This window comes from Paraneptunicella aestuarii, from assembly GCF_019900845.1.
In the GTDB taxonomy this organism is placed as follows: Bacteria; Pseudomonadota; Gammaproteobacteria; order Enterobacterales; family Alteromonadaceae; genus Paraneptunicella; species Paraneptunicella aestuarii.
On record NZ_CP074570.1, the window covers coordinates 4,868,904 to 4,890,923 of the forward strand.

Consider the following 22,020-nt stretch of genomic DNA (forward strand, 5'->3'; position numbering starts at 1 on the left):
TCTCAGGGCAAAACTTCATTAAGCACTTCTCAATAGGTTGGCTCACTTCCTACTCGAGCTCGAGCCAGACTTGGAATTTTTATTTAAGGAATAAACGGATGAAAAAAACACTTTTAGCAATCACTCTAGCCGCTCTTTCTTCCTCTGCACTTGCAGCTGATGAAAATTACTATGTTGAATTAGGCGTTTCTTCACTTTCTGAAGACTTTGATGGTACTCGAGACTTTGAACAAATGGCTATTTCAGGTACTGCTGGCTATAACTTCAATCCCGCAGATAGTTTCCAACATAAAGCGGAATTAATGTTTGGATTTGGTCACGGCTCTGACAAGATCAAAGATGGCGATGTTACTCTAGAGTTGAATGTCAAAAATTACTATGGCATTGCCTATCGCCCTACTTATATGATCAATGACGAACTAGCAGTATTTGGTCGTTTAGCTTATGCGCGAGCAAAGACAAATGCATCTCTTACTATTGGCGAAGTAACAGTTAGTGCTTCTGACAGTGAATCTGAAACAGGTTACGGTGCAGGTATCAGCTACGGAGATTTCTCTGTTTCTTACACCAAATTTGACGACTCTGATTTCATCACTGCAGCGGTTGCATTCAAATTCTAATTTGAACTGAACAATTGAACAGAATCATAGAGCTCTGAAATCACAGCAGAGCTCTTTATATCTACAAAATCTGCACTTCATAGCATCAATTAGCGCATTCATCGTATCAGCAAGTAGCGAATAATTGAGCACTATTCCCTTCCTCATATATACTCATTAGCCACGATTTCCCCAACATCAAGGTTGGCATATCAGGAACACACTATGAAGTATAAACATCTCTTTGCCCTTCTTTCAGCTTTACCGGCATTTGCCGCTTACTCAGCAACATCTGATGTTGCCGCTTCAGCGTCAAAAATTGAGTCAAAAGTGATTGAATGGCGCCACCATTTTCATGAGCATCCAGAGTTATCGAATCGGGAATTTGAAACCTCTAAATACATTGCCAACTACCTGCGCAGTCTGAATATGGACGTACAAACGGGTGTCGCAAAGACAGGTGTAGTCGCCATTTTGGATTCTGGTAATCCTGGTCCTACGGTAGGATTGCGTGCCGATATGGATGGTTTGCCGGTATTAGAAACCAGCGAACTGCCATGGAAATCCAAGGCTCGTGGCGAGTTCAACGGTAAGGAAGTCCCTGTATCTCACGCCTGTGGTCACGACACCCACATGGCTATGCTGATGGGCGCAGCAACCATCCTAAGTGAAATGCGTTCCCAGCTAAAAGGTAAAGTGAAGTTTATCTTTCAACCTGCCGAGGAAGGTGCACCAGAAGGTGAAACTGGCGGCGCTGAAGTGATGGTTAAAGAAGGCGTCATGAAAGATGTTGATGTGGTGTTTGGCCTGCACATTAATGCGCGTACTAACGTTGGCACTGTTAAGTACCGTCACGGCGGCATCATGGCAGCGGTTGATCCATTTAAAGTAGTCATACATGGTAAGCAAGCTCATGGCGCATACCCTTGGCTAAGTGTTGACCCGGTCGTTACTTCAGCTCAAGTCATTATGGGGCTGCAAACCTTGGTCAGCCGCGAATTGGAACTAACAGACAATGCCGCTGTTGTCACAATCGGCTCTATTCATGGTGGCGTTCGTTCCAATATCATTCCTGATAAAGTGGAACTGGTTGGCACTATTCGCACACTCAACGAAAAAGCCAGAGAGCACATTTACAAGTCTCTTCCACGTAAAGTGAACGCAATTGCTGAAAGTATGGGCGCTTCTGCCGAGGTTATTCTGCCTCTGGATTACAGTTATCCAATTACCTTCAATGAACCATCATTAATGGATAAGATGCTGCCTACATTAGAAGCAACCGCAGGCAAGGACAATGTCATTAATACCAATGCCATTACTGGTGCTGAGGACTTCTCATTCTTCCAAAAAGAAGTGCCAGGGCTATATCTGTTTGTTGGCGGTAAACCCTTGGATACCCCAATGGATCAAGCCCCAGCTCATCATACACCTGAATTTTATGTGGATGACAGCGGCATGAATCTGGGTGTTGAATTATTGTCGAATCTAACCATTGACTATATGAACATGCATAGTAAATAAGGAAACCCTCCCAAGGATGGGAGCAAACCCTACTTCACCGTTTACTTTTTACTCTATTCGGTTATATTAGTTCTCTTCTTTCAATATTATATGGATATCTCTTGCCCCACTCCCTTGCATACAAAGGACGAAAGAAAGCCAAAGAAAAAATTCAGGAAAGGCTAAAATCAACCTTCAGAGCGCCTACTTCCGGTGGGATGAAAAGGCATTCCGACCGCATGGGAATTGCTGTTGGCAAAGATATGCAGCCGCAAATGATGACCCGCAGATCTGCTGACCAATTATCTAAACGAGGTGAAAAAGTAAAGTTTATAGAACTTCCAAAACATAATCCACGGCATACTGGTGGTTCAATGTTATCTATGCGAGCAAGGGGCAGCACAGATGGTAACCCAACAACAATCGCCAACACAGGAAGAGTTTCTTCATTATCTAACAACAAAGATTACAAGCAAGGCACTGTCAGAATTCATTGGAAAGGTCACAGAGAAGACAATGGCACAGGAAGAACTTCGGGAATTGGGGTTCATACAACTCAACGAAGCACATCCGCTTGGCCATCGGATTCAGAAGCCGTTCGTACCCACCTGAGCAATCAACTAATGGCAAAATCCGGGTTCACTCCTTTAGACAATTCACAGTCCAGATGGGGTGCAGAACTATCTCATTTGGTCGCAGGATCATTACATGGCCCTAACGATGAGTTAAGTGCTCAAGCAGCAAGTGTTCATCAAAATACTGAGTTTCTCGCCATTGAGTCAGGATTAAAGAGTTTACGAGAAAAGCACGGAGATCAAGTTCGCTTTAAAGCGACTGGTTATGTTCATGATAGTGGAGAGCATGCCGGCACCCTAAAGGCAGCGCGTTTTAAAATTTACATTGGCGGACGAAAAGTTTTTGATCATCTAACAGAAGGTCACAGAGGAAATATTGATAAAGATGAAGCAACCGCATTAAGAAGCCATGTATCCAATTTAACTGCACAACATGCTGAAAGGCGTCCACAGCATTCTAAACACGCTGGTAGCCAAGTACCTGGACCAACAGCTAAAGGAGTACATGGCAATGCTCCATCAAGACAAGATGTAGCAGATCATATTCCTAGTGTAAGAAACCCTATGTTTACCGATGTTACGGCACGTAATCAGCATGGTCAGCAGCAACGCTTATCGAAACAACAGTCATCAAATTTAATGCAAGAGATATTAAGCAAAGCCAGACGCGACAACGGCTAATCCCTCTCAAATAGAAGTAACTTCCCTCATAGTTAACTCACCACAAGTGAAAATAGTTGGTCACTAACTGTACTAAAGTGTTAATGAAGTGTGAATGAAAATCCCCTAATTTGTGCATGTGGCAAAAAATGAGATAGGCGGATGCATTCAAGCATCATTGCATTAGCAAGAGTAACTCGCTACGGAATTCATTTTCTTGTCCAAAACAACAACTCAACAGTTGCAATACAACAGTTACGAGGGATAGAAGATGAGAACCAATCAATCAAGAATGGCTTTATTAAAGCCTCTTGCCTTAGCAACAACCCTTGCTTTGGCAGCACAGCCAGCCCTTGCGGGTAGCTGGAAGAATAATCAGTCATTAGGCGGATTCAACAAAGTACATATCTATACTCCTGATACCACTTCCTCTATCGGGAATGGTAAGGCTTTGATGTTAGTGCTTCACGGCTGTACTCAGTCCATCGATGCCTACCTTACCGCTAACCTTGAAACCGCAGCAGAAAATCACGGTATGGTCATTGCGGTTCCAGATGCAATGAATAAAGCAGGTTATAGCTGCTGGTCATACTGGCAAGGCACAAGATCACGTACCAGTGGTGACTACAAAAACCTGATTTCCTTAGCCAATACTATGGTGGCTGATGCGTCATACAACATCGATGCGGATCAGGTTTATATTGCCGGTTTATCTTCTGGCGCAGCCTTTGCGAACACTACCGCTTGTATCGCACCAGACGTATTCGCAGGTATGGGTATCAGCGCAGGCCCTAGCGTAGGAACCAGTTCCAGCGGTGCTATCAGTACCTGTGAATCAGCGGATGTTGCCACTCGTTGTCGCTCATACGCTGGCAGCTATGCAAGCCATTTCTCAACACAAGTTGCTTCTATTGCCCACGGCGATGCCGATACCACAGTTAACACCTGCTATCTGGATCAAAACTCATCTGGCATGGCGAGTGTTTATGGCGTAAGCCAATTGTCTGGCACAACCACCATTACTGAAGGCACCAAAACCGCACGTGAAACCTTGTGGCAAGATGGTCGCGTATCGAAGCTTTGGCTTGACGATGCTACACATGCCTGGTCTGGCGGCGCAGGCGCGAGCGGCTCTTACATTACTTCCGCTAGTATCAATTATGCAGATTATTTGGGTGAATACTTCGCCAAGTACAACAATCGTGTTGATCGCAACGCAGGCCCTGTACTTTCAAACATTCAGCTTTCCGGCAACAATGGTGTCATTACCCTGACAGGTAAAGCAGTGGATGCAGAAGGCAGTGTTTCTGCCATTAATGCCCTATTCGATGATCAGAACGGAAACAATAGCGGTAAATCGGGCAGTGTTGACAGCAATGGCAACTTCTCAATTAACAGCGCATCACTTCCTGATGGCTTGTACTACGTTACTGTTACCGCAACAGACAACGAAGGCAAAGACGGTGAAACCGTTGTTGAAACGGTTTACTTAGGTACACCTCCACCAGCAACAGCACCAACATTGAGCAACATTGCTGTATCAGTGAATAAACAATGCGCCACTGTCACAGGCACAGTTGCTGATGTGAATCAGAACCTGAGCTCTGTTGTTGTTGCATTCTCTAATGGCAATGTAACAGCAACCGTTGACCAAGCCAGTTATAGTGCAGAGAAGTGTAACCTGCCAGGTGGTAGCAACACAGCAACGGTAACAGCGACAGACTCTACCAGCTTGTCAAGCAATGACAGCATTACCTTTGCTATTGATGCAGGCCAAACTGCAACATTGGATCAGCATATTTCTGCAGGCAGATTATCTTATGTTGAATACTCAACCTGCTATCTGGAATACGGCACAGCAGCGTTTAAACTGACTGAAGAATCTAACGGCTCAGGTCAATGTATATGGCAAGACAACGATGCATCATGTAAAGGCCCTGCGGTAGATTGTAGCGGTAGTCAAGGCGGCGGTTCTGGTGGTGGCTCAGGCGGTGGTTCTGGCGGCGGCTCAGGTGGTACTTGTGAAGAATTCACAACTTACAACTACTACCACAAAGTAGCAGGCAGAGCTTACAGCACAGGTAACGCAATGGCTCCTGACTACTTCGCAGAAGGTACAAACGCAGCAATGTCTGGTTCAACCTGGGGTTGGAACAGCCTGTACTCAACCGATGGCAGCAACTGGAATCTGGGCACTTGTCCTTAAGAATATGACGTTTGTCACACTTGGGGTCAGGTAACTCCTGTTCCTGACTCCAACCTTAGTTTTGAAATGAATGCGCCAAATCATTACCCGATTTGGCGTTTTTCTGTTATAGATAAGTGTTTTCGAGCAAAAATATAGGCATAGATCATGCTGAGCTATAAAAAGGACGATTTTCTTGAGCAGTTACTATTGTCATTACAAGTCACTTTCGAGCAGGTTCAGAAAGAAGAGCAGGTAATAGAAAAACACAAAAGTACAATCGAAAAGATCACGGAACTTTTCAGTAACAAACCCTCGTTAAGCAACATTTATCACATTGAACAACTGTTGGTTCCCTTACTACATGACGAATTATTAGATACAACATTGCAACACAAACTGGTTCAGGTGCATGTACTGGAACCGAGTCTGCAAAGTCATTACAGCAGTAAGATTGAACAAGCCAAATCCAATCGTGAAAAACAGGCTTTATTGAGTAAACTCATCGAAGACCTGCAATGGGCGCAGCAACATACTCTGGTAAAACAGGAAACTATCTACAACGTCTGGACAAAAGCGGGATACGGCTTCATTTTCACCTTCATCATGTTCTTTTTACCCAGCTTGTTTCCCCCCTTCGGCGAAGGCTTATATATGATAGGTAAGGGGGCAGGGAGGGCATTAGACATCTATGCAGCACTGAGTTCCGGCGCTTTAGGCGCAGCCTTCACAATGATTATCAGCATCCGTAAGCGCATTTCTCATGCCACTCCCGAAGGGCTGTATATTATGCAGAGTAGCATCTATGTTGCGTCCAGAATCGTGACAGGAATAGGTGGTGGACTAATTTTGTATTACTTTCTGCAATCAGGAATTATGGAAGGAAACCTGTTTCCAACCTTTACACCTGTGACGGGAAATGGCGGCAATTCAGTGCTGATAGTGAATGATGATGCCAATTATTCACTACTGGTGATTTGGTGCTTTATTGCCGGGTTCTCAGAAACCATGATCCCGAGCATGATTATAAAAACCGAGCAACAGATAACGGGAAAATAGACGTAAGCTATATCAAAAATACATTGAGAGACTGCACTAAAGCAGTCTCTCAAGTAATCAGCTTTAGAAAGGATTTAAGGTATAGCCATCTTGCTGTAATAAAGCATGAGTTGTCATCGCCGAAAGCGCCATATCCACGCCATCAACCAGCATATCTTGCTTAATATCTAAAAATGCCGCACTTTGTCCGCAAAGATAAAACTTCACGTTATTTGCCACTAATTGCTTGAGCAATTCGCTATTAGGGTTATCGACACCAAACTTTGCTTTATAGGCTGCATTGTTGAGGAAGTCGTAACCCGCTTTGCCGTGAATAACCATGGCTAATTGAATATTCTCTACAGGAACGCCCGCTCTTGCTTGCATATTAATAAAACGCGCCAAGCTATTGATCTTACGATTTACAGCGCCTGAATCTCCTTGATCCGCAATATCGAAAGCAATCTTGAATTTCTGATTCGCCGATACAGGATGAGTTTGTTTCACTGGTGCATTTTCACCAAAACCTTCTATTACAGGCCCGGAAGTAAATGCCTCTTTTCCTGCTAACGTTGCACTGGAAAACAAAATAGAAGACGAAAGAATTAATGCCGAATACTTCATGTTGTTACTCATAGAAAATCAAATCCACAGCAGGGTAGCACACATGAATGCTGGATGTTCAGGCGCATGCGACCTTTAGCGGATTATTCAAGGTAGGTAGTCAATGGAAATTAATGGTTAATACCAAGCGATATTTTTTCCCACTAATGCAACAAAAGTCTGTTTCAATATCCCTTCTATGGTCTATATTTTTCTTTAACACAACAGATCGTACCAATTGCTATCCCTTAGCAAGGCATAACGTATTATAATAACTCGAAAATTGCTTACAGGAGATTCAATGACAAGATTTACAAAAAGAACAACCTTCAGCACCTTGTTACTCTGCACCTCAATCCTTGCAGGCTGCTCAACCACGGGAACATCATCAACTTCCCACAAAAATACCAACAATACTTTTCAGGCAACAGAACAATTTTACGATAGCATCGTAGCCAAAGATGATGTCGATATCGCCAAGTTAAACCTGTTTATGACCAAGATGCCCAAAGGTGGCGACATTCATCACCACTATTCCGGCACAATCTACGCAGAAACCTACCTCGATTGGGTCGAGAATAAAAACTGGCGCATTGATTCCTGCACCTTAACGATCGTTAAAGACGACAAACCTTCCGGTAAAGGCTGTGCTGCATTAACCGTTGCGGAATTACTGGCAGAAGATGCCTTATTTAGAAAGCTGCTAACCCTGTGGTCAGACAAAGATTACGACAATCACTATCATGATCAACCACCGCCAGACAGCAACTTCTTCAATACTTTCGGCTATTTTGGCCCTATTGCAGATGAATATGCTGATATCGGGGTTCAAATAATCAAGCAACGTGCATTAAAAGAAAATGTCACATACATCGAAACCATGTACAGCCGCGTTGCAGCCAAAGCAAAGAACTTTTACTCAGCATCGGAACGAGCAGAGCTTATTCAGGCGCTTCGCAACGTAAAAACCCAGGAACAAGCCAACGCTTTGTTCGATAAAATCAGCCAAACACTGAGCAGTAAAGCCGGGTTTAATCAAGCCGTGAGCGATTTTGTCAATGATGTCGCCAACATCCATCAAAACATTGATGATGACAACTTCACCATGCGCTATCAAACCTATACCGCGCGGGTACAAGATCCTCTGCAAGTATTTACAGAACTGTATTCAGGGTTTATCGCCAGCAACCAGTCACCACTGATTGTAGGTGTGAATATCGTTGCGCCAGAGAACAACTATGTTGCTCTCATGGATTACACCTTGCACATGCAGATGTACAACTACCTGCATCACAAATTCCCCAAGGTGAATAGAGCATTACACGCCGGTGAGCTGACCTTGGGCATGGTGCGTCCTAAAGACCTAATGTTTCATATAAAAGAAGCTAGAGACATTGCCAAAGCAGAACGCATTGGACACGGTATCGACCTGCCTTATGAAACTCATTCACTGGAATTGTTGGAAGACCTGAAACAAAACGCCGCTATCGAAATAAACCTGACCAGCAACGAGTTTATTTTAGGTGTAGAAGGCCAGGAACACCCTTACCTGATCTACTCCGCCTACGGTGTACCCATGGTTATCTCAACCGATGACTCTGGTGTGTCACGCAACAACCTGACCAATGAATTCGTCTTACTGGCATCACGCTACCAGCCCAGCTACAGCAAAATAAAGGAATACGTCTACAACAGTATTCGTTACTCTTTTATGAGCGAAGCAGACAAAGCCACGAACCTGAAAAGACTAGACGAGAAGTTTGAAGACTTTGAAGCGGAAATGGCAAAGTTAGCGAGTAAAATGACGAATTAGCATCTTCATTTTATCCCTCTAAAATCAGGCTGTTATTTATTTCAAACGATAGAAAACAGCCTGATATACCCTTTATCATCACTCTCAAGTCGAATAAAAACCGCTTGCAAATTAATCAACACAGGCTCAACATGTGTATAAAGTGTCACATTTATACACATAAAAACCTGAATTCAGGTTAACTATATCGGTACGGGCAGTTATGAGAACCAACATTATTATCGACGACCAACTTATGGCCGATGCCTTGAAATACAGCGGCTTAACAACAAAAAAAGAAGCGGTTGAACAAGCACTCACCCTTATGGTGAAATTGAAAAAACAGGAACAAATAAGGAAGTTTAGAGGTAAATTGCAATGGGATGGCAATCTGGACGATTCAAGAACATCAGGCAAAACACTATGATTCTAGTCGATTCATCAGTTTGGATTGACTATTTCAACGGCAACATCACACCACAAACAGATTATTTAGACGCCGCATTAGGTCACAACGAAATTATCATGGGTGATCTTATTTTGTTGGAAATTCTGAGCGGCTTTAGACTCGATAAAGACTACAACACCGCAAAAGAGCTCCTCACCGCGCTAGACCTTCACTCACTATGCAATCCTGAATTGGCGATAAAAGCCTCTGAATACTATAGAACTCTGCGAAAAAAGGGTATTACTATCCGGAAAACCATCGACATTATCATTGCAACATACTGCCTGGAAAATGATGTCCCGCTGTTACACTCAGACAAAGATTTTATTCCCTTCATCGACCTGTTCTCGCTGGAAAGCCTTGTTTAAGAATTCCAGAATACTTCATCAAGCTATGGATGCCGACACCGACTTCTATTAACATCGCAATTCCAAATCTATAAGAACAACAAGGCTCTACACCATGAACAATCAGGATTTTCGCAAACACGCCCATGAACTCGTCGATTGGATTGCTGACTACATGGAAAACGTGCGTGAATATCCGGTACGTTCACAGGTAAAACCCGGCGATATCGCGGCACAAATTGCCGACATACCACCTGTTGCAGGTGAATCCTTTGAAAGCATTTTCAGTGATTTTCAAAATGTCATTATGCCGGGTATCACTCATTGGCAGCATCCACGCTTTTTTGCTTACTTTCCAGCCAACAGCACACCGGAAAGCCAGTTGGCAGAAATGTTGATCTCAGCTCTCGGTGTAAACGGTATGCTGTGGGAAACCTCTCCAGCGGCCACCGAATTGGAAGAGAAAACCATGAAATGGTTGGGGCAAATGGTCGGTATTCCCAATAATTGGTCTGGCGTAATTCAAGACACCGCTTCCAGCGCGACGTTCTGTGCGATTTTAGCCGCCCGAGAAAAAGCTACTAATTTTCACACCAATAAATCCGGTTTATACCAACAAGCGCCTTTGAAATTTTACGTCACCCGTGAAGCTCATTCTTCCATTGAAAAGGCTATGAAAATGGCAGGACTCGGCAGCGAACATATTCACTTTGTTGCCACCACCGACGATCACAGCATGGACACAAAAGCACTTGAACAAGCGATTCAGAAAGACCGATCAAAAGGCTTTGTTCCAGCAGGTATTATTGCCTGTATCGGCGCAACGGGAATGGGCGCTATCGACCCACTTGAGCAAATCGGCAATGTGGCTCGCGAAGAAGGTTTGTATTTGCATGTCGATGCCGCTTGGGCGGGTAGTGCGCTGATATTGGAAGAATACCAGCATCTCATGAAGGGCATTGAACACGCCGACAGCTTTGTTTTTAATCCTCATAAATGGATGGGCATTCAATTTGATTGTTCAGCGCACTTTGTTCGCGACAAAGAAACATTAATCCGCACGCTCACCATCATGCCGGAATATCTGAAATCCAATCAGGGCGTTACCGACTATCGCGATTGGGGCATTCAACTCGGTCGCAGAATGCGCGCATTAAAAGTCTGGTTTGTCTTGCGCGGGCAGGGTACGGAACAGATCCAACAACGCATTCGCCAACATATTCAATGGGCTGAAAAACTGGCTGAAACCATCAATAACACCGAAGGCTTTGAGCTTATCACGCAACCTCGTTTTGCCCTTTTCACTTTTCGAGCCTTATCCAATTCAGGTGATGATGATAATACAGAGAGTAACGAACTCAACGACGCCCTGATAAAAGCTGTCAACGACGACGGTTTCACCTACCTCACCCGAACCGTTATCAACGGACAAAGCGTGATACGCTGGTCCATAGGCCATACCAACTGCACCTGGGAAGATGTAGAAAGCAGTTGGGAAAAGGTGAAAGAAAAAGCTAGTAAATTACAGTAACCATGCAAGCACTCTTGCAGAATAAGCAGGGTGACTTTAGCGCATCCATGAATTCAAATGACAGATTCCGGGATCACAGCCTTTAGCCGTTCTAAATCTCCGTCTCCAACGCCATGTTGTTTGAAGTATGTCGGCCATTCAGCGACCAGTTCTTTGATTTGATTAAGGATTTTCTGGGCTTTAAATGCTTTTAAACCAAAACGGGTTGATTGAGACAACAAATTTTCCTCGCTGCCTAAGCGCCCCTGTTCTCCTATGCCAAGGCTATGCTGCCTGCTGTTATTGATGGGTAATACATCGTAGGCGGGCGACAAGCGCCAGTGTTTATGAGCGAAAGAATACAGACAGGCATGATTTCGAGTATGGTCGTCGGTATTGCCTATCAACACATTGAACACCATGCGGCGATACAGCTCTATTGCATCTTCTGGCTCGGCGCTATGCCTTAATAAAAACTCCGCGAGGTAGCCGTAGCTGTATTGTTGGGTTAGTGCCCTGTCGTTAACCCTGCTCATATCTATGAGCGCATTGGCACTAATGAAATGATGGTTTGGTTTTATCGAATCCGTTATTTTTTCGCTCGCCCGATCGAATCGTTCCACTAATAATACATCACCATTGGTTGTTGCTAGCACACGAGTAGGTGCTACCCTACAACCTGATTCTTTTAACATGCACATACTGGCATGTTCTACTTTTACTTGATTGAACAAATCATCGGCTCGATTAAATTTTGCCAGATATGTTTTACCCTTGTCGGTAACCGTCGTTTTAGGTCTTGCACCGCCCATACTGGAACCACATTCAAAGGCTTTTTTAGCTTCTGCCGGAATAGCTTCATCGTTAAGGATGGCATCCTTTGCCTTAAGCAACATAGGCATGTCACCCACATTATTTTTGTTATGTTTAGGTTTTGAAGCCGTGCGAGACAAACTAAAGGTTAGCGCTCCCACGCCCATTCCTGCCCCAACCAATAAATATTCCAGCGCATTGCTGGGCTTGGTGTTGTGCAAAGACAAAATCACTTTTTTGCCCCAACTGTCTGGCCCGGCATCGCTCAATACACCAAATTGACCATGATGTTCCGTGGTTGTATACAGGGCGTCAGACAATGGCAAGTTGATGGGATCTAACGGAAAAGCATCATCGCGTTCTAAATAACTTTTTCCATAACGGAATTCGCCAATTCCCCGGTGAGTGTTGAGTGTAACCACTCCACAAATGACAGGTTCATCTTCCAGACCATCAACAAACACATAGGCTTTAGAAGTCATTCGACAATTCCTCATGAGTCTTGCGGACTTTACGGAAACGTTGTTCTCCTTCTAACGATTGTCGTTTTTCAATCACGGCTAACAGTTCGCCGGACAACCCTAAAAAAACGAGCACATCCAACAAGGCTTTGGAATTAACCCCTTTTCCTCGTTCAATAGCAGAGATAGTGGAACGACTTAATCCAACTCGTTTACCAAGCTCTTCCTGATCCATGGTAAGCGAACGTGTTTGTTGTACCAGTTCACCAAGAGATTTTAGCAATTCGTCAGTTTTATTATGCATTAAAAAACACTCAGTAATATATTAATGAAGCTTTATAAGCACATTAAATATTGCTTATTATTGAATCAAATATAACACATAAGATATTTAATGCATGTTATTTCACGCTTAAAATAGAGATGATGGGTGTAATCAAGTCAAAAACAGCATTTCGATAAAACTGCTCTATCATTTTTATTTATTGAAATAACTATGTTCACAAAATGGAAATCAGATACACGTATCCAATTTATTTAAAATTAATCGTTTCAGATCCCAATAATTATAGATATACAAGAAAAATATTATCCGTTTACATGAAGCAAAACTAGACTAGCACCCCTTTTGATTTTGCATTATGTAAAGGTAATTTATGACATTTAGAAAAATTCTGATAGCAGCAGTGAGTCTGCTTTCCTTTAATGCGGTATCAGCACCGACCATTATATTTAAAGATACCAAGCTACCTACCCAAAGTTCGATTCCCACAGAAACCTTGAACACTAACGGGCAACTTGCGACCACTGCTCAAAGTGTCTTGAATAACCTGGGTTTAGTGGCAGACCAGATTGAATCGTCATTGCTAAATGAACTGGCTCAGGTGGATGATGATATTATCAGTATTGGTGGTATTAACGTTAATTTCGATAAGATAAAAGCCAGCTTCAAGCACAATTCCAGCAATATCAAATTTGAAGTCAATAACATTGGATTTGGCATTAAAAAAATGAAGTATGACCTTCATGGACTGAAAGGCCTTGTTTGTCCGACCGTTACATTTGATGCCGACCTGGACAAGTTTTGGGTATCCGCCAAATACAATTCAACCAGCGGGGACATTTCCAATATCGTTATCGACTATGATGTTAAGTCATATAACAGTTCTTGCAGCGGTATTTTAGGCTTTATCGCTGATACTTTAGGTGTTGACGGCCTGATCATTAATCCTAAAGTGGAAAAAGTCATTGAGAGAGAAATTGATAAGAGAATCGATCTTTCACTGGGCGATTCTGTTTTCTCTATCAAGAAGTTATACAACAATCTACTCGATAAAATTCAGGGTGTTGTTTCCGAGAAGAACATTGAAATGCTGCAAGTATTTGCGCAAGGCTTGAGTAAATATGGTCTGGTGTTGGATATTGATATTGATCGATTAACACAAAAACTGTCTTTCACCAGCAGACATTTAGCACCTTCAATTGAACTTGAAGCAAATGGACCACACCTCAGTTTTTTTGCTGATTCCATGTTCGGTGCTGATGCCATTATGGTTTACAGAAAGGACTCCGCTACCTCATCAACATTAATAGGTACATTCGGTTCTTCTGGACGCATATCTGCTTGTTCGGATGGCATAACTTATCAATTCGTTGCCAAACAGAAAATTATCAGCAACCTGTATGCCTATAGCACACCGGTTGAAAGAACAATGAACAACTGTGCTTCCGGTTACTATTAAGAAGCAAACTCATCTTTGAAATAGAAAGAACACACAGGCTACTCATAACAACGAGTAGCCTATTTTCTCTGCAATCGTTTCACCTGCTTTAGAGAATGTTCCACTATATTGTCAGCAATCGCGATAGGGAAATTATCAGGCAACTCACTCAATACTTTTTTGGCCTGAACTTCAAAACAATCAGCCAACTCATCCATTATTTCCTGCATTCGCTCCTGACTGAACCCGACTTGCTTCGCCGTTGCCAGAAAATGCCGTGGAAAAATGTCATCTATTCTGTATTTTTTGCCCTTGGAAGCCTTCAATCCCATTGCCAGCTTTAAGTCTCTGATATTTAGCCCAACACCACCCACAACCGGAAAGGCTGACAGAATGTCGTAGAAAGGCGTTAAACGGTATGCTCCACCTGCTTCAATGAAGAGAGAAAAGTTCTTGGCGTGGCCGTCAGTTGCCCCCACTATCCATTGGAACACCTGAAAACGCATAAACGTTTCTCTGTCTTGTAAAGCGTTTTTAGAGCCCATCAGAATATCCATTACATCCGTTATTCCTGCTCCACCTTCGCTTTCGTATTTAATGGCCGAAGGCTTGCCTTGAACCTGACAAATATCTTCCTGGGGTAAACGCAATATCCAGTCTTTATTTTTATTCCAGCGTCGATCAAAACGCTCAACCGCCAAAGCCTTAATATTTCCTACTCTGACAATTTCAACATTCGGCACGCTAAACCCCAACGCACCTGCCAATTTAATACAGAAATATTCATTTTCTACGCTATCACTCATATCCAGAGTCGCGTCTGGTTGTTTAATCTCACCAATGGGGAGTTTGATAATATGGGTTGTCGCTGTATTCCCTTTAGGCAAACACCATTTTCCATTTACTTTAAGTAATGCGGTTTTCTCCTGAGCGCCAGCAATGGAAATGCGAAAATCCTGATCTTCCTTCAACATGCCTAATGGAGCCTGAGCCTTATAAGCTGAAAGAATTCTCGCTAAATGTGCATCATTTAACTCTTCATAATTCAGAGTGTTGTTTTGAAACGACGTTCCTTCCGGAAGAAGCGTTAATGCACCAACACTGTCTCGTCCTATTTTTTCCAACAAGTCAAATGGCTGTGCAGATTCAGCTTCATAACGTGCAACTACCCGTTGCCGAATTAAAGGACTATCAGGAAGTAAATTATCAAAATAATTGATGACCTTATCAGAGGTATAGGTATTTTTTCTTAGTGGTAAGGAAAGAGAAACTGGGCGGCTACGTGGAGACAACAACCATTGCTCACTATAGGTAAATTGATGTGCACCATTCGATAACTTAATCAATTCTCCCACATACTCGTTATTCATGTAGGCCAACAGCTTCTTCATTACCAATTATCCTCGTCGTCAATGACATCATTGGCTGCCTTTAATTCATCTCCCGGAGGAAAGGGGAGATGCACTTGCAATACCACTTCCATGGCCTGAATAATCTTGAACAAGGTTGCCAGCTGAGTTTTGTCGGGGTGATTTTCAAAATTTGAAATCGTGGATTGCTTCACACCAATGCGTTTAGCAATATCGGTTTGTGTCCACCCTTTCTGCTCCCGATACAGCTTCAGCTTATTCGCTAATTGAACCGGACTATATACACCATCAAGAAATATAAGCATATGCATAAACCTAATTTATCCTTTATAGAGGATAAATCAATAGATATCCCCTGTAAAGGATAAATGGTTCAATATCCCCCAAAGGGGATAATTGCAAAAATATCCTCTGAAGGGGATATAGGGTATTCGAAGAGCCACTAGAGAATTCGTTAAAAAAGCAACGCACTATATCCAGCGCATTAAAAAAACCCCGAACCAGCTAACCGGAACGGGGTTTTATTAAATAACCCCATATATGGTCTCCTCCCGTATTGCAAGAATGTATTTTTTGATAACAGGGACAGGTTTGCTGCCATATATGCGGCCTGTTTATAAAGCTTCTTTATTGTCAGCTTTTGGCCTTGATGTAAAACGCACATTGTGACCTTATCAGCTCGTCGCTCTATTAACCGCTGGGGTTATCAGGTTTTCACAATGCCGGTTTGACCTGTTATGTCATCTATTAATACAACCTTCGCAATTTGCTGAAGAGAGTTTTACTTTTTAAGCGGGCTGATACTGCTCGCCAGATACCGTGATTGCCCACGCCATTCTTGCCATTTTATTGGCATAAGCAACACATGCTTTATTGTGTCCTCGTTGAGCCACAAGCCGATTTATCCATAAACTTAGAGGATCCGTTTTATGTTTGGCTCTGGAAACCATATATGGGGTTAAATAAAGGCTATGGCTGACTAACCTTTGTTGATCCACTCAGCCATTCGAGTCACCTTACGTAATTCTTGTTTGCTGGCATCAGGGTTTAACAGTACGGCTTCTATTTCTGTTATGGCTTGTTTAAACGTCATATCAGTTTCATTCCTTTTATGGTCGACATTAACCATGTCACCCATGCGAATGGCACCATGTGCGAAATTGAGCCAGGCAACCAAAGCCTGTTCAATGGCATCTCTGCGCAAAGATTCATGCTCTTTGTTTGCTTTTTTAAGAATTCCAAGACCATCTTCTATGGTAGTTAACGGCATTAACTCATCAAAGAAGCTTGAAGCCGCACGAATTAGAGACATATAGGCAATAAGCTCTTCCTCGGAAATCGCATTAACACCCTCTTCTTTGGCCTTGCATTTTTTATGGTGTTCTTTGTCTTCATCCTCATCTTCGTCGTCTTCATCGTCGTCATCTTTATGACTCCAATGCCCTTTTCCTTTCTTACCTTTATGTTTCTTGCCTTTAAATTGTTTTTCCCAAAATTCTTCGCGGCAAACATCACCAATCATGCCATTCCCGGTGACATAGACGACTCGATCATCTGATCCCAATTCTCCAAACGAATCCGTAACAACCAAAGTAGCAATATAGATGCCTGGCTGAGAGTAACTATAATCTGGAGTTAACGTACCTGTGGCGCCGTTACCATCTCCCATTGTCCACTCAATGGTATGAGTATCATTGGAATCAGGGTCGGTAAAGCTGCCGTTAAACGCCGCATCTTCATTAGGCGCAACCCAGGCATCTTCGCCAGCATCAACTATAGGTGCGCTATTTACATGGAAACTTTCACATTCAATGCTAATAGTGTTTCCTGTGCTGTCTACGGCATCATATCGAACACTGTGCAATCCGCCCTGGCTCGAAGTGCTAAGGCACAATTCGCCAGTGAACAAGCCGGGAATTTGTGCAGAAAGACCTTCTATGTGAATTTCCTCGCCATTTGGTTGAGTAATAACAAAAGTCAGGCTTTCTACAGCGGTTGTGGCATCTGTGGCAAACACACTTAGTTGCACACATTCATTACGGTCAGCCACTGGCATGCTGTCGAATATTTTAGAGGTAACGATAGGTGTTTCTGTCATGGCAATAACAGGAGCATCATTGTCCAGCAATATAGAAGCAGGTTGTCCGGTTTGTGCATCAACGGGTGTAACTACCACAGTATTACCCGCTATATCAGTGACAACCAGTTCAATGTCAATGTAGCCAGATCCCACACTGGGTGGAGTAAATGACCATGATAAAGAATCAGATCCCGGGTAAACCGTTTCAATAACAGTTCCATCAGGAAGTGTATAGCGACAAAGAATTTGTCGAATTGCTGTGTTGTCGGTAATGCTGATGCTAAACGTAACTTCTTCACCACCTCGAATAAATGGTACTGAGATAAATATATCGCCAACTTGCGGCGGCTGTACATCTAACACTTTTAAGGAATATAGCTTTACTTCATAGGGTTGAAGCGTCACGGAAGTGGCGTATTTAACGCTGCCACTTGGCAAAACTGTGCGACTTGTGACTAAATCTGTGGTGAAGTTTTCCTGTATAACACACGCATTTGGTAAACCTGCGCAACGCAACAGATCTTGCTCATAAGAAAGCGTGAACGACACTTCGGTTTGTCCACCAGTAGAACCCGCAGTGATCACAGCAATCGCATCAGAATTTAACGTGGTTTGAACAATGTCTCCCGTAGCTGAAAACTGATTGCCTGTGTTTGGGTCTGTGGCCTGATTTATACCTGAACCACCATAACTGGCATCAAATCCAAGTTCTACATGAAGCACTTCACCTGTACCGGAATAGGGTGCTGTAAACTGAACTTGTCCATTGGACAGCGTAGAAACTGATGTTTCAACAGGTTGACCATTCACATAAACAACACAGGTATTGCCTTGCCCACACAAGGATAGCGCTTGCTGATGTGAAATCGTAAATACCAAATCAACAGGTTCATTGTTGGTTAACTGAAATACAGGACGACCATCAACTAACGACGAAGAAACATCAACAATCTCGCCATTGATAATCAGTGAAATACCGGAAGACGGCTCGATTACACTACTACTTGTATAGTCGGTCAGTAACAATATTGATTGTTCCTGAGCTGTATTACCTGCCAAATCTTTAGCGATTAGTGTCACCCGAATAATTTGAGGTACAGGTACGCCTAGAACATTTTCAAAGTTAACGGTAAATGGCTCAGATGTTGACGAATTAGTGCTACTCGTCGAAATAACATCACCTGTACTTTCGTTTTTGACAATGACCTCTATAGAACCTTGTTCATCCAGTGTGACCGTTCCGGAAACCGTGGTATAAATCGCATCATAATTTATGGTTCTATTGACAATGACTGGCGCGACAGTGTCATTGGAAGGTGTACATTTCCCAGCCGAGCCTGCGTTATAAACTGACTGTATTTCTTCCAGAGACAATACGCGGTTGTAGTAACTGACTTCGTCAATATAGCCTTTAGCGAATCTGCTATAGTCACCTGCATAACCTATATATACAGGTCTGGTAATAGGTGAATTTCTACCTATATTCGAAGACGACGCTTGCAAACCATCAACGTATATCTTTTTTTTGCCTTCCAGCTTATCTCTGGTCACCGCAATATGATGCCAACCACCAGTAAAAGTCTTACCTGTACCTGCCCAGGAACCATCATGGAAACCTAACCAGGTAAGATTCGGATTAGCTTCCCAGATAATATAAGGGCCATTGCCCCCAGAATACTGAGTAACGATACTCTGATTTTGTCTCCAGTCAGTTGTCGACTTTGGAGAAAGATTAACCCACGCCTCAAGCGTGAAATTTTGCTCCAAGAGTAAAGGGGGTGATCGAAAGTAATCATTGGTGCCATCAAGAGCAAATGCACCGCCCACAAAACCGGTATTAAAACCAGCACCACTAACCGAGGTCATGGTCGCACCAGATATTTTATCTTCTCCGGAATAGTCGCCAGTCCACCAATGGGTTAATCCCGATGGTGCTGGAGCGCATTGCTGTACAGCAAAACTAAAATGAGTATAAATAATTAGAGGTAGACAAATAATAATATGGAGTAATAGCTTCATTCCGCCATCCTAAAAACCGTATATATGCAACAGGCGGAACATCATATTTTAGCTGAAAAGACTAACCTAAAATCATCTTCAAAATAACAGTACCACCCAATCAGTATATCAATACCGACCCAACTTAAACGAATCAGCATGAAGGTTAATAATCACACCGTTTGACATTTTTTAAAACTGCAAAAAAATACCCAATTTACATTTTTATGGAATAAAAAAACAAAAACCCCGATGTTTTAGCAACATCGGGGTTTTCCATTTTAAGCGTTTATAAACTTGTATTACTTGCGAAGACTTTGAATCAGTCTTAACTGAGCAATCGCTTCAGCCAGTTCTTTTGCTGCTTCAGCATAGTTGAAGTCAGCGCCAGGGTTAGCTATGTGCTGTTCAGCACGCTCTTTGGCTGCAGTAGCTGCTTGTTCGTCCAAGTCTTCTGCCCTAATAGCTGTGTCTGCCAATACAGTGATAGCGCCTGGTTGAATTTCCAGAACACCACCATTGATGTAGATCAGCTCTTCATGGCCGTGTTGTTTTACCAAGCGCACCATACCGGGCTTAAGAGCAGTAATTAAAGGTGCGTGACCAGGATGAATACCCAGCTCACCTTCGCTGCCTGTAACCTGCAATGTTTCAACGCGACCAGAGAAAATCTGCTCTTCCGCACTTACCACATCCAGATGTACTGTCATTGCCGCCATAGTACCCTCCAAAAGGTTGTTTCAAAAATCAGTAGAAACCTAATACCAATATCTCTTTTCAGTGATCTTAAACTCCGAGGAAATTCTTTTGGTGTTTAGGAGAAGGCGCGCAGTTTACGAATAGTAAATGAGCACCTTCGACACGGACACCGGAAAAATTAACCGGAAATCACCTCAAATTACATTGATTTGGCTTTCTCTACTGCTTCCTCGATAGATCCAACCATGTAGAAGGCCTGTTCAGGCAGATCATCATACTCACCGTTCAGGATGCCTTTAAAGCCTGAAATAGTATCTTTTAGAGATACATATTTACCTGGAGAACCGGTGAATACTTCTGCTACGAAGAACGGCTGAGACAAGAAACGCTGGATCTTACGAGCGCGAGATACTGTTTGCTTGTCTTCTTCTGACAATTCGTCCATACCCAGGATGGCGATGATGTCTTTAAGCTCTTTATAACGCTGCAACGTTGTTTGAACGCCTTGTGCAGTGTCGTAGTGCTCTTGTCCAACAACGAGTGGGTCAAGTTGACGAGAAGTTGAATCTAGTGGATCAACCGCTGGGTAGATACCCAATGCTGCGATGTCACGAGAAAGTACAACTGTTGCGTCCAAGTGAGCAAAGGTTGTTGCTGGTGACGGGTCAGTCAAGTCATCCGCAGGTACGTATACAGCCTGGATAGATGTGATTGAACCAGTCTTGGTTGACGTAATACGTTCTTGTAGTACACCCATTTCTTCAGCAAGAGTAGGCTGATAACCTACCGCAGAAGGCATACGACCCAACAATGCTGATACTTCTGTACCGGCCAGGGTATAACGGTAGATGTTATCTACGAAGAATAGTACGTCACGGCCTTCATCACGGAATTTTTCCGCCATGGTCAAACCTGTCAAAGCAACGCGAAGACGGTTACCTGGAGGTTCGTTCATCTGACCGTATACCAGAGATACTTTGTCTAGTACGTTGGAGTCTTTCATCTCGTGATAGAAGTCGTTACCTTCACGAGTACGCTCACCAACACCTGCGAATACTGAGTAACCGCTGTGCTCGATTGCGATGTTACGGATAAGCTCCATCATGTTTACGGTTTTACCTACACCGGCACCACCGAACAGACCAACTTTACCACCTTTAGCGAACGGACATACAAGGTCGATTACCTTGATACCTGTTTCTAACAATTCTACGGCGTTAGATTGATCTTCGTAGCTTGGTGCTTCACGGTGAATTGACATTCTTTCTTCTTCACCGATGTCACCCGCTTCATCAATCGGGTTACCCAATACGTCCATGATACGGCCTAGCGTAGCTTTACCGACTGGAACCTTGATTGGCTCACCTGTGTTTTCTGCAACAGTACCACGACGAAGACCGTCTGTAGTACCTAGTGCGATACCCCGTACAACACCGCCACCTAGCTGTTGTTGTACTTCAAGGGTCAAACCCTTCAAATCACCGTCGGTGATTTTAAGAGCGTCGTATACTCTCGGTACACTTTCTTGTGGAAACTCTAAGTCCACAACAGCACCGATAACTTGGACGACCTTACCTTGACTCATAATTTGTCCTCATTAATTTTTAAACCTTTGCCTACA

Annotated in this window: 19 protein-coding genes; 10 read left to right on the plus strand and 9 right to left on the minus strand. The window is 43.2% G+C overall.

Annotated elements, in window-relative coordinates; translation table 11 throughout:
- The first annotated feature begins 98 nt into the window (after positions 1 to 98).
- The 5 genes from KIH87_RS19165 to KIH87_RS19185 all read left to right on the plus strand — a co-directional run bounded on the left by KIH87_RS19165 (position 99) and on the right by KIH87_RS19185 (position 6,578).
- Positions 99 to 620, plus strand: coding sequence for an outer membrane protein (locus KIH87_RS19165; RefSeq protein ID WP_232359455.1), 522 nt, complete (start codon positions 99 to 101; stop codon positions 618 to 620).
- Between the two features lie 204 nt (positions 621 to 824).
- Positions 825 to 2,120 carry an amidohydrolase gene (locus KIH87_RS19170; protein ID WP_232359456.1) on the plus strand — a complete coding sequence of 432 codons (1,296 nt, stop codon included), beginning with the start codon at positions 825 to 827 and terminating at the stop codon, positions 2,118 to 2,120.
- 101 nt (positions 2,121 to 2,221) lie between these two features.
- Entirely contained in the window at positions 2,222 to 3,355 is a 1,134-nt protein-coding gene (locus KIH87_RS19175) for a hypothetical protein (protein ID WP_232359457.1), read from the plus strand.
- 250 nt (positions 3,356 to 3,605) lie between these two features.
- Positions 3,606 to 5,540, plus strand: a complete 1,935-nt coding sequence (locus KIH87_RS19180) for an extracellular catalytic domain type 1 short-chain-length polyhydroxyalkanoate depolymerase (RefSeq protein ID WP_232359458.1) — start codon at positions 3,606 to 3,608, stop codon at positions 5,538 to 5,540.
- A 147-nt stretch (positions 5,541 to 5,687) separates the two neighbouring features.
- Positions 5,688 to 6,578: a hypothetical protein gene (locus tag KIH87_RS19185; protein ID WP_232359459.1), complete on the plus strand. Its 891-nt coding sequence runs from the start codon at positions 5,688 to 5,690 to the stop codon at positions 6,576 to 6,578.
- Between the two features lie 63 nt (positions 6,579 to 6,641).
- Here KIH87_RS19185 and KIH87_RS19190 read toward each other — a convergent pair whose 3' ends face one another.
- Positions 6,642 to 7,193: a DsrE family protein gene (locus tag KIH87_RS19190; RefSeq protein ID WP_232359460.1), complete on the minus strand. Its 552-nt coding sequence runs from the start codon at positions 7,191 to 7,193 to the stop codon at positions 6,642 to 6,644.
- A 268-nt stretch (positions 7,194 to 7,461) separates the two neighbouring features.
- On the opposite strand from KIH87_RS19190, the gene KIH87_RS19195 reads away from it, so the two are divergent.
- The 4 genes from KIH87_RS19195 to KIH87_RS19210 all read left to right on the plus strand — a co-directional run bounded on the left by KIH87_RS19195 (position 7,462) and on the right by KIH87_RS19210 (position 11,278).
- On the plus strand, positions 7,462 to 8,973 hold the full coding sequence (locus KIH87_RS19195; protein WP_232359461.1) for an amidohydrolase family protein: 1,512 nt from the start codon (positions 7,462 to 7,464) through the stop codon (positions 8,971 to 8,973).
- A 202-nt stretch (positions 8,974 to 9,175) separates the two neighbouring features.
- Positions 9,176 to 9,379: a type II toxin-antitoxin system VapB family antitoxin gene (locus KIH87_RS19200; RefSeq protein WP_232359462.1), complete on the plus strand. Its 204-nt coding sequence runs from the start codon at positions 9,176 to 9,178 to the stop codon at positions 9,377 to 9,379.
- A complete protein-coding gene (vapC, locus tag KIH87_RS19205) occupies positions 9,376 to 9,768 on the plus strand; it encodes a type II toxin-antitoxin system VapC family toxin (protein WP_232359463.1) in 393 nt (130 codons plus the stop codon). The genes KIH87_RS19200 and vapC overlap by 4 nt, the downstream gene beginning before the upstream one ends.
- Before the next feature lie 94 nt (positions 9,769 to 9,862).
- Entirely contained in the window at positions 9,863 to 11,278 is a 1,416-nt protein-coding gene (locus KIH87_RS19210; RefSeq protein ID WP_232359464.1) for a pyridoxal phosphate-dependent decarboxylase family protein, read from the plus strand.
- 53 nt (positions 11,279 to 11,331) lie between these two features.
- Here KIH87_RS19210 and KIH87_RS19215 read toward each other — a convergent pair whose 3' ends face one another.
- The gene (locus KIH87_RS19215) at positions 11,332 to 12,552 is read right to left on the minus strand and encodes a type II toxin-antitoxin system HipA family toxin (protein ID WP_232359465.1); all 1,221 of its coding nucleotides are present in this window, start codon (positions 12,550 to 12,552) and stop codon (positions 11,332 to 11,334) included.
- Positions 12,542 to 12,835 carry a helix-turn-helix domain-containing protein gene (locus tag KIH87_RS19220; RefSeq protein ID WP_232359466.1) on the minus strand — a complete coding sequence of 98 codons (294 nt, stop codon included), beginning with the start codon at positions 12,833 to 12,835 and terminating at the stop codon, positions 12,542 to 12,544. Before KIH87_RS19220 ends, KIH87_RS19215 begins: the two co-directional genes overlap by 11 nt.
- A gap of 352 nt (positions 12,836 to 13,187) precedes the next feature.
- Between KIH87_RS19220 and KIH87_RS19225 the strand changes: the two genes are divergently transcribed.
- Positions 13,188 to 14,273: a hypothetical protein gene (locus KIH87_RS19225; protein WP_232359467.1), complete on the plus strand. Its 1,086-nt coding sequence runs from the start codon at positions 13,188 to 13,190 to the stop codon at positions 14,271 to 14,273.
- 59 nt (positions 14,274 to 14,332) lie between these two features.
- On the opposite strand, the gene KIH87_RS19230 is transcribed toward KIH87_RS19225, so the two are convergent.
- The 6 genes from KIH87_RS19230 to atpD all read right to left on the minus strand — a co-directional run bounded on the left by KIH87_RS19230 (position 14,333) and on the right by atpD (position 21,984).
- Positions 14,333 to 15,643, minus strand: a complete 1,311-nt coding sequence (locus KIH87_RS19230; protein WP_232359468.1) for a type II toxin-antitoxin system HipA family toxin — start codon at positions 15,641 to 15,643, stop codon at positions 14,333 to 14,335.
- On the minus strand, positions 15,643 to 15,933 hold the full coding sequence (gene hipB, locus KIH87_RS19235; RefSeq protein ID WP_232359469.1) for a type II toxin-antitoxin system antitoxin HipB: 291 nt from the start codon (positions 15,931 to 15,933) through the stop codon (positions 15,643 to 15,645). Before hipB ends, KIH87_RS19230 begins: the two co-directional genes overlap by 1 nt.
- Before the next feature lie 477 nt (positions 15,934 to 16,410).
- Positions 16,411 to 16,620: a hypothetical protein gene (locus KIH87_RS19240; RefSeq protein ID WP_232359470.1), complete on the minus strand. Its 210-nt coding sequence runs from the start codon at positions 16,618 to 16,620 to the stop codon at positions 16,411 to 16,413.
- Positions 16,602 to 19,721, minus strand: a complete 3,120-nt coding sequence (locus KIH87_RS19245) for a LamG-like jellyroll fold domain-containing protein (protein WP_232359471.1) — start codon at positions 19,719 to 19,721, stop codon at positions 16,602 to 16,604. Before KIH87_RS19245 ends, KIH87_RS19240 begins: the two co-directional genes overlap by 19 nt.
- A gap of 281 nt (positions 19,722 to 20,002) precedes the next feature.
- Positions 20,003 to 20,419: a F0F1 ATP synthase subunit epsilon gene (locus KIH87_RS19250; protein WP_232359472.1), complete on the minus strand. Its 417-nt coding sequence runs from the start codon at positions 20,417 to 20,419 to the stop codon at positions 20,003 to 20,005.
- Positions 20,420 to 20,598: 179 nt separating this feature from the next.
- Positions 20,599 to 21,984, minus strand: a complete 1,386-nt coding sequence (atpD, locus tag KIH87_RS19255) for a F0F1 ATP synthase subunit beta (protein ID WP_232359473.1) — start codon at positions 21,982 to 21,984, stop codon at positions 20,599 to 20,601.
- Positions 21,985 to 22,020: the final 36 nt, after the last annotated feature.

Excerpts from the sequence above, each read along its gene's own strand:
- KIH87_RS19190 (WP_232359460.1), bottom strand. The coding sequence starts at position 7,193 with ATGAGTAACAACATGAAGTATTCGGCATTAATTCTTTCGTCTTCTATT.
- KIH87_RS19170 (WP_232359456.1), top strand. The coding sequence starts at position 825 with ATGAAGTATAAACATCTCTTTGCCCTTCTTTCAGCTTTACCGGCATTT.
- atpD (WP_232359473.1), bottom strand. The coding sequence starts at position 21,984 with ATGAGTCAAGGTAAGGTCGTCCAAGTTATCGGTGCTGTTGTGGACTTA.
- KIH87_RS19250 (WP_232359472.1), bottom strand. The coding sequence starts at position 20,419 with ATGGCGGCAATGACAGTACATCTGGATGTGGTAAGTGCGGAAGAGCAG.
- KIH87_RS19225 (WP_232359467.1), top strand. The coding sequence starts at position 13,188 with ATGACATTTAGAAAAATTCTGATAGCAGCAGTGAGTCTGCTTTCCTTT.
- KIH87_RS19210 (WP_232359464.1), top strand. The coding sequence starts at position 9,863 with ATGAACAATCAGGATTTTCGCAAACACGCCCATGAACTCGTCGATTGG.
- KIH87_RS19165 (WP_232359455.1), top strand. The coding sequence starts at position 99 with ATGAAAAAAACACTTTTAGCAATCACTCTAGCCGCTCTTTCTTCCTCT.
- vapC (WP_232359463.1), top strand. The coding sequence starts at position 9,376 with ATGATTCTAGTCGATTCATCAGTTTGGATTGACTATTTCAACGGCAAC.
- KIH87_RS19200 (WP_232359462.1), top strand. The coding sequence starts at position 9,176 with ATGAGAACCAACATTATTATCGACGACCAACTTATGGCCGATGCCTTG.
- KIH87_RS19245 (WP_232359471.1), bottom strand. The coding sequence starts at position 19,721 with ATGAAGCTATTACTCCATATTATTATTTGTCTACCTCTAATTATTTAT.
- KIH87_RS19180 (WP_232359458.1), top strand. The coding sequence starts at position 3,606 with ATGAGAACCAATCAATCAAGAATGGCTTTATTAAAGCCTCTTGCCTTA.
- KIH87_RS19195 (WP_232359461.1), top strand. The coding sequence starts at position 7,462 with ATGACAAGATTTACAAAAAGAACAACCTTCAGCACCTTGTTACTCTGC.
- KIH87_RS19220 (WP_232359466.1), bottom strand. The coding sequence starts at position 12,835 with ATGCATAATAAAACTGACGAATTGCTAAAATCTCTTGGTGAACTGGTA.
- KIH87_RS19230 (WP_232359468.1), bottom strand. The coding sequence starts at position 15,643 with ATGAAGAAGCTGTTGGCCTACATGAATAACGAGTATGTGGGAGAATTG.
- KIH87_RS19185 (WP_232359459.1), top strand. The coding sequence starts at position 5,688 with ATGCTGAGCTATAAAAAGGACGATTTTCTTGAGCAGTTACTATTGTCA.
- hipB (WP_232359469.1), bottom strand. The coding sequence starts at position 15,933 with ATGCATATGCTTATATTTCTTGATGGTGTATATAGTCCGGTTCAATTA.
- KIH87_RS19215 (WP_232359465.1), bottom strand. The coding sequence starts at position 12,552 with ATGACTTCTAAAGCCTATGTGTTTGTTGATGGTCTGGAAGATGAACCT.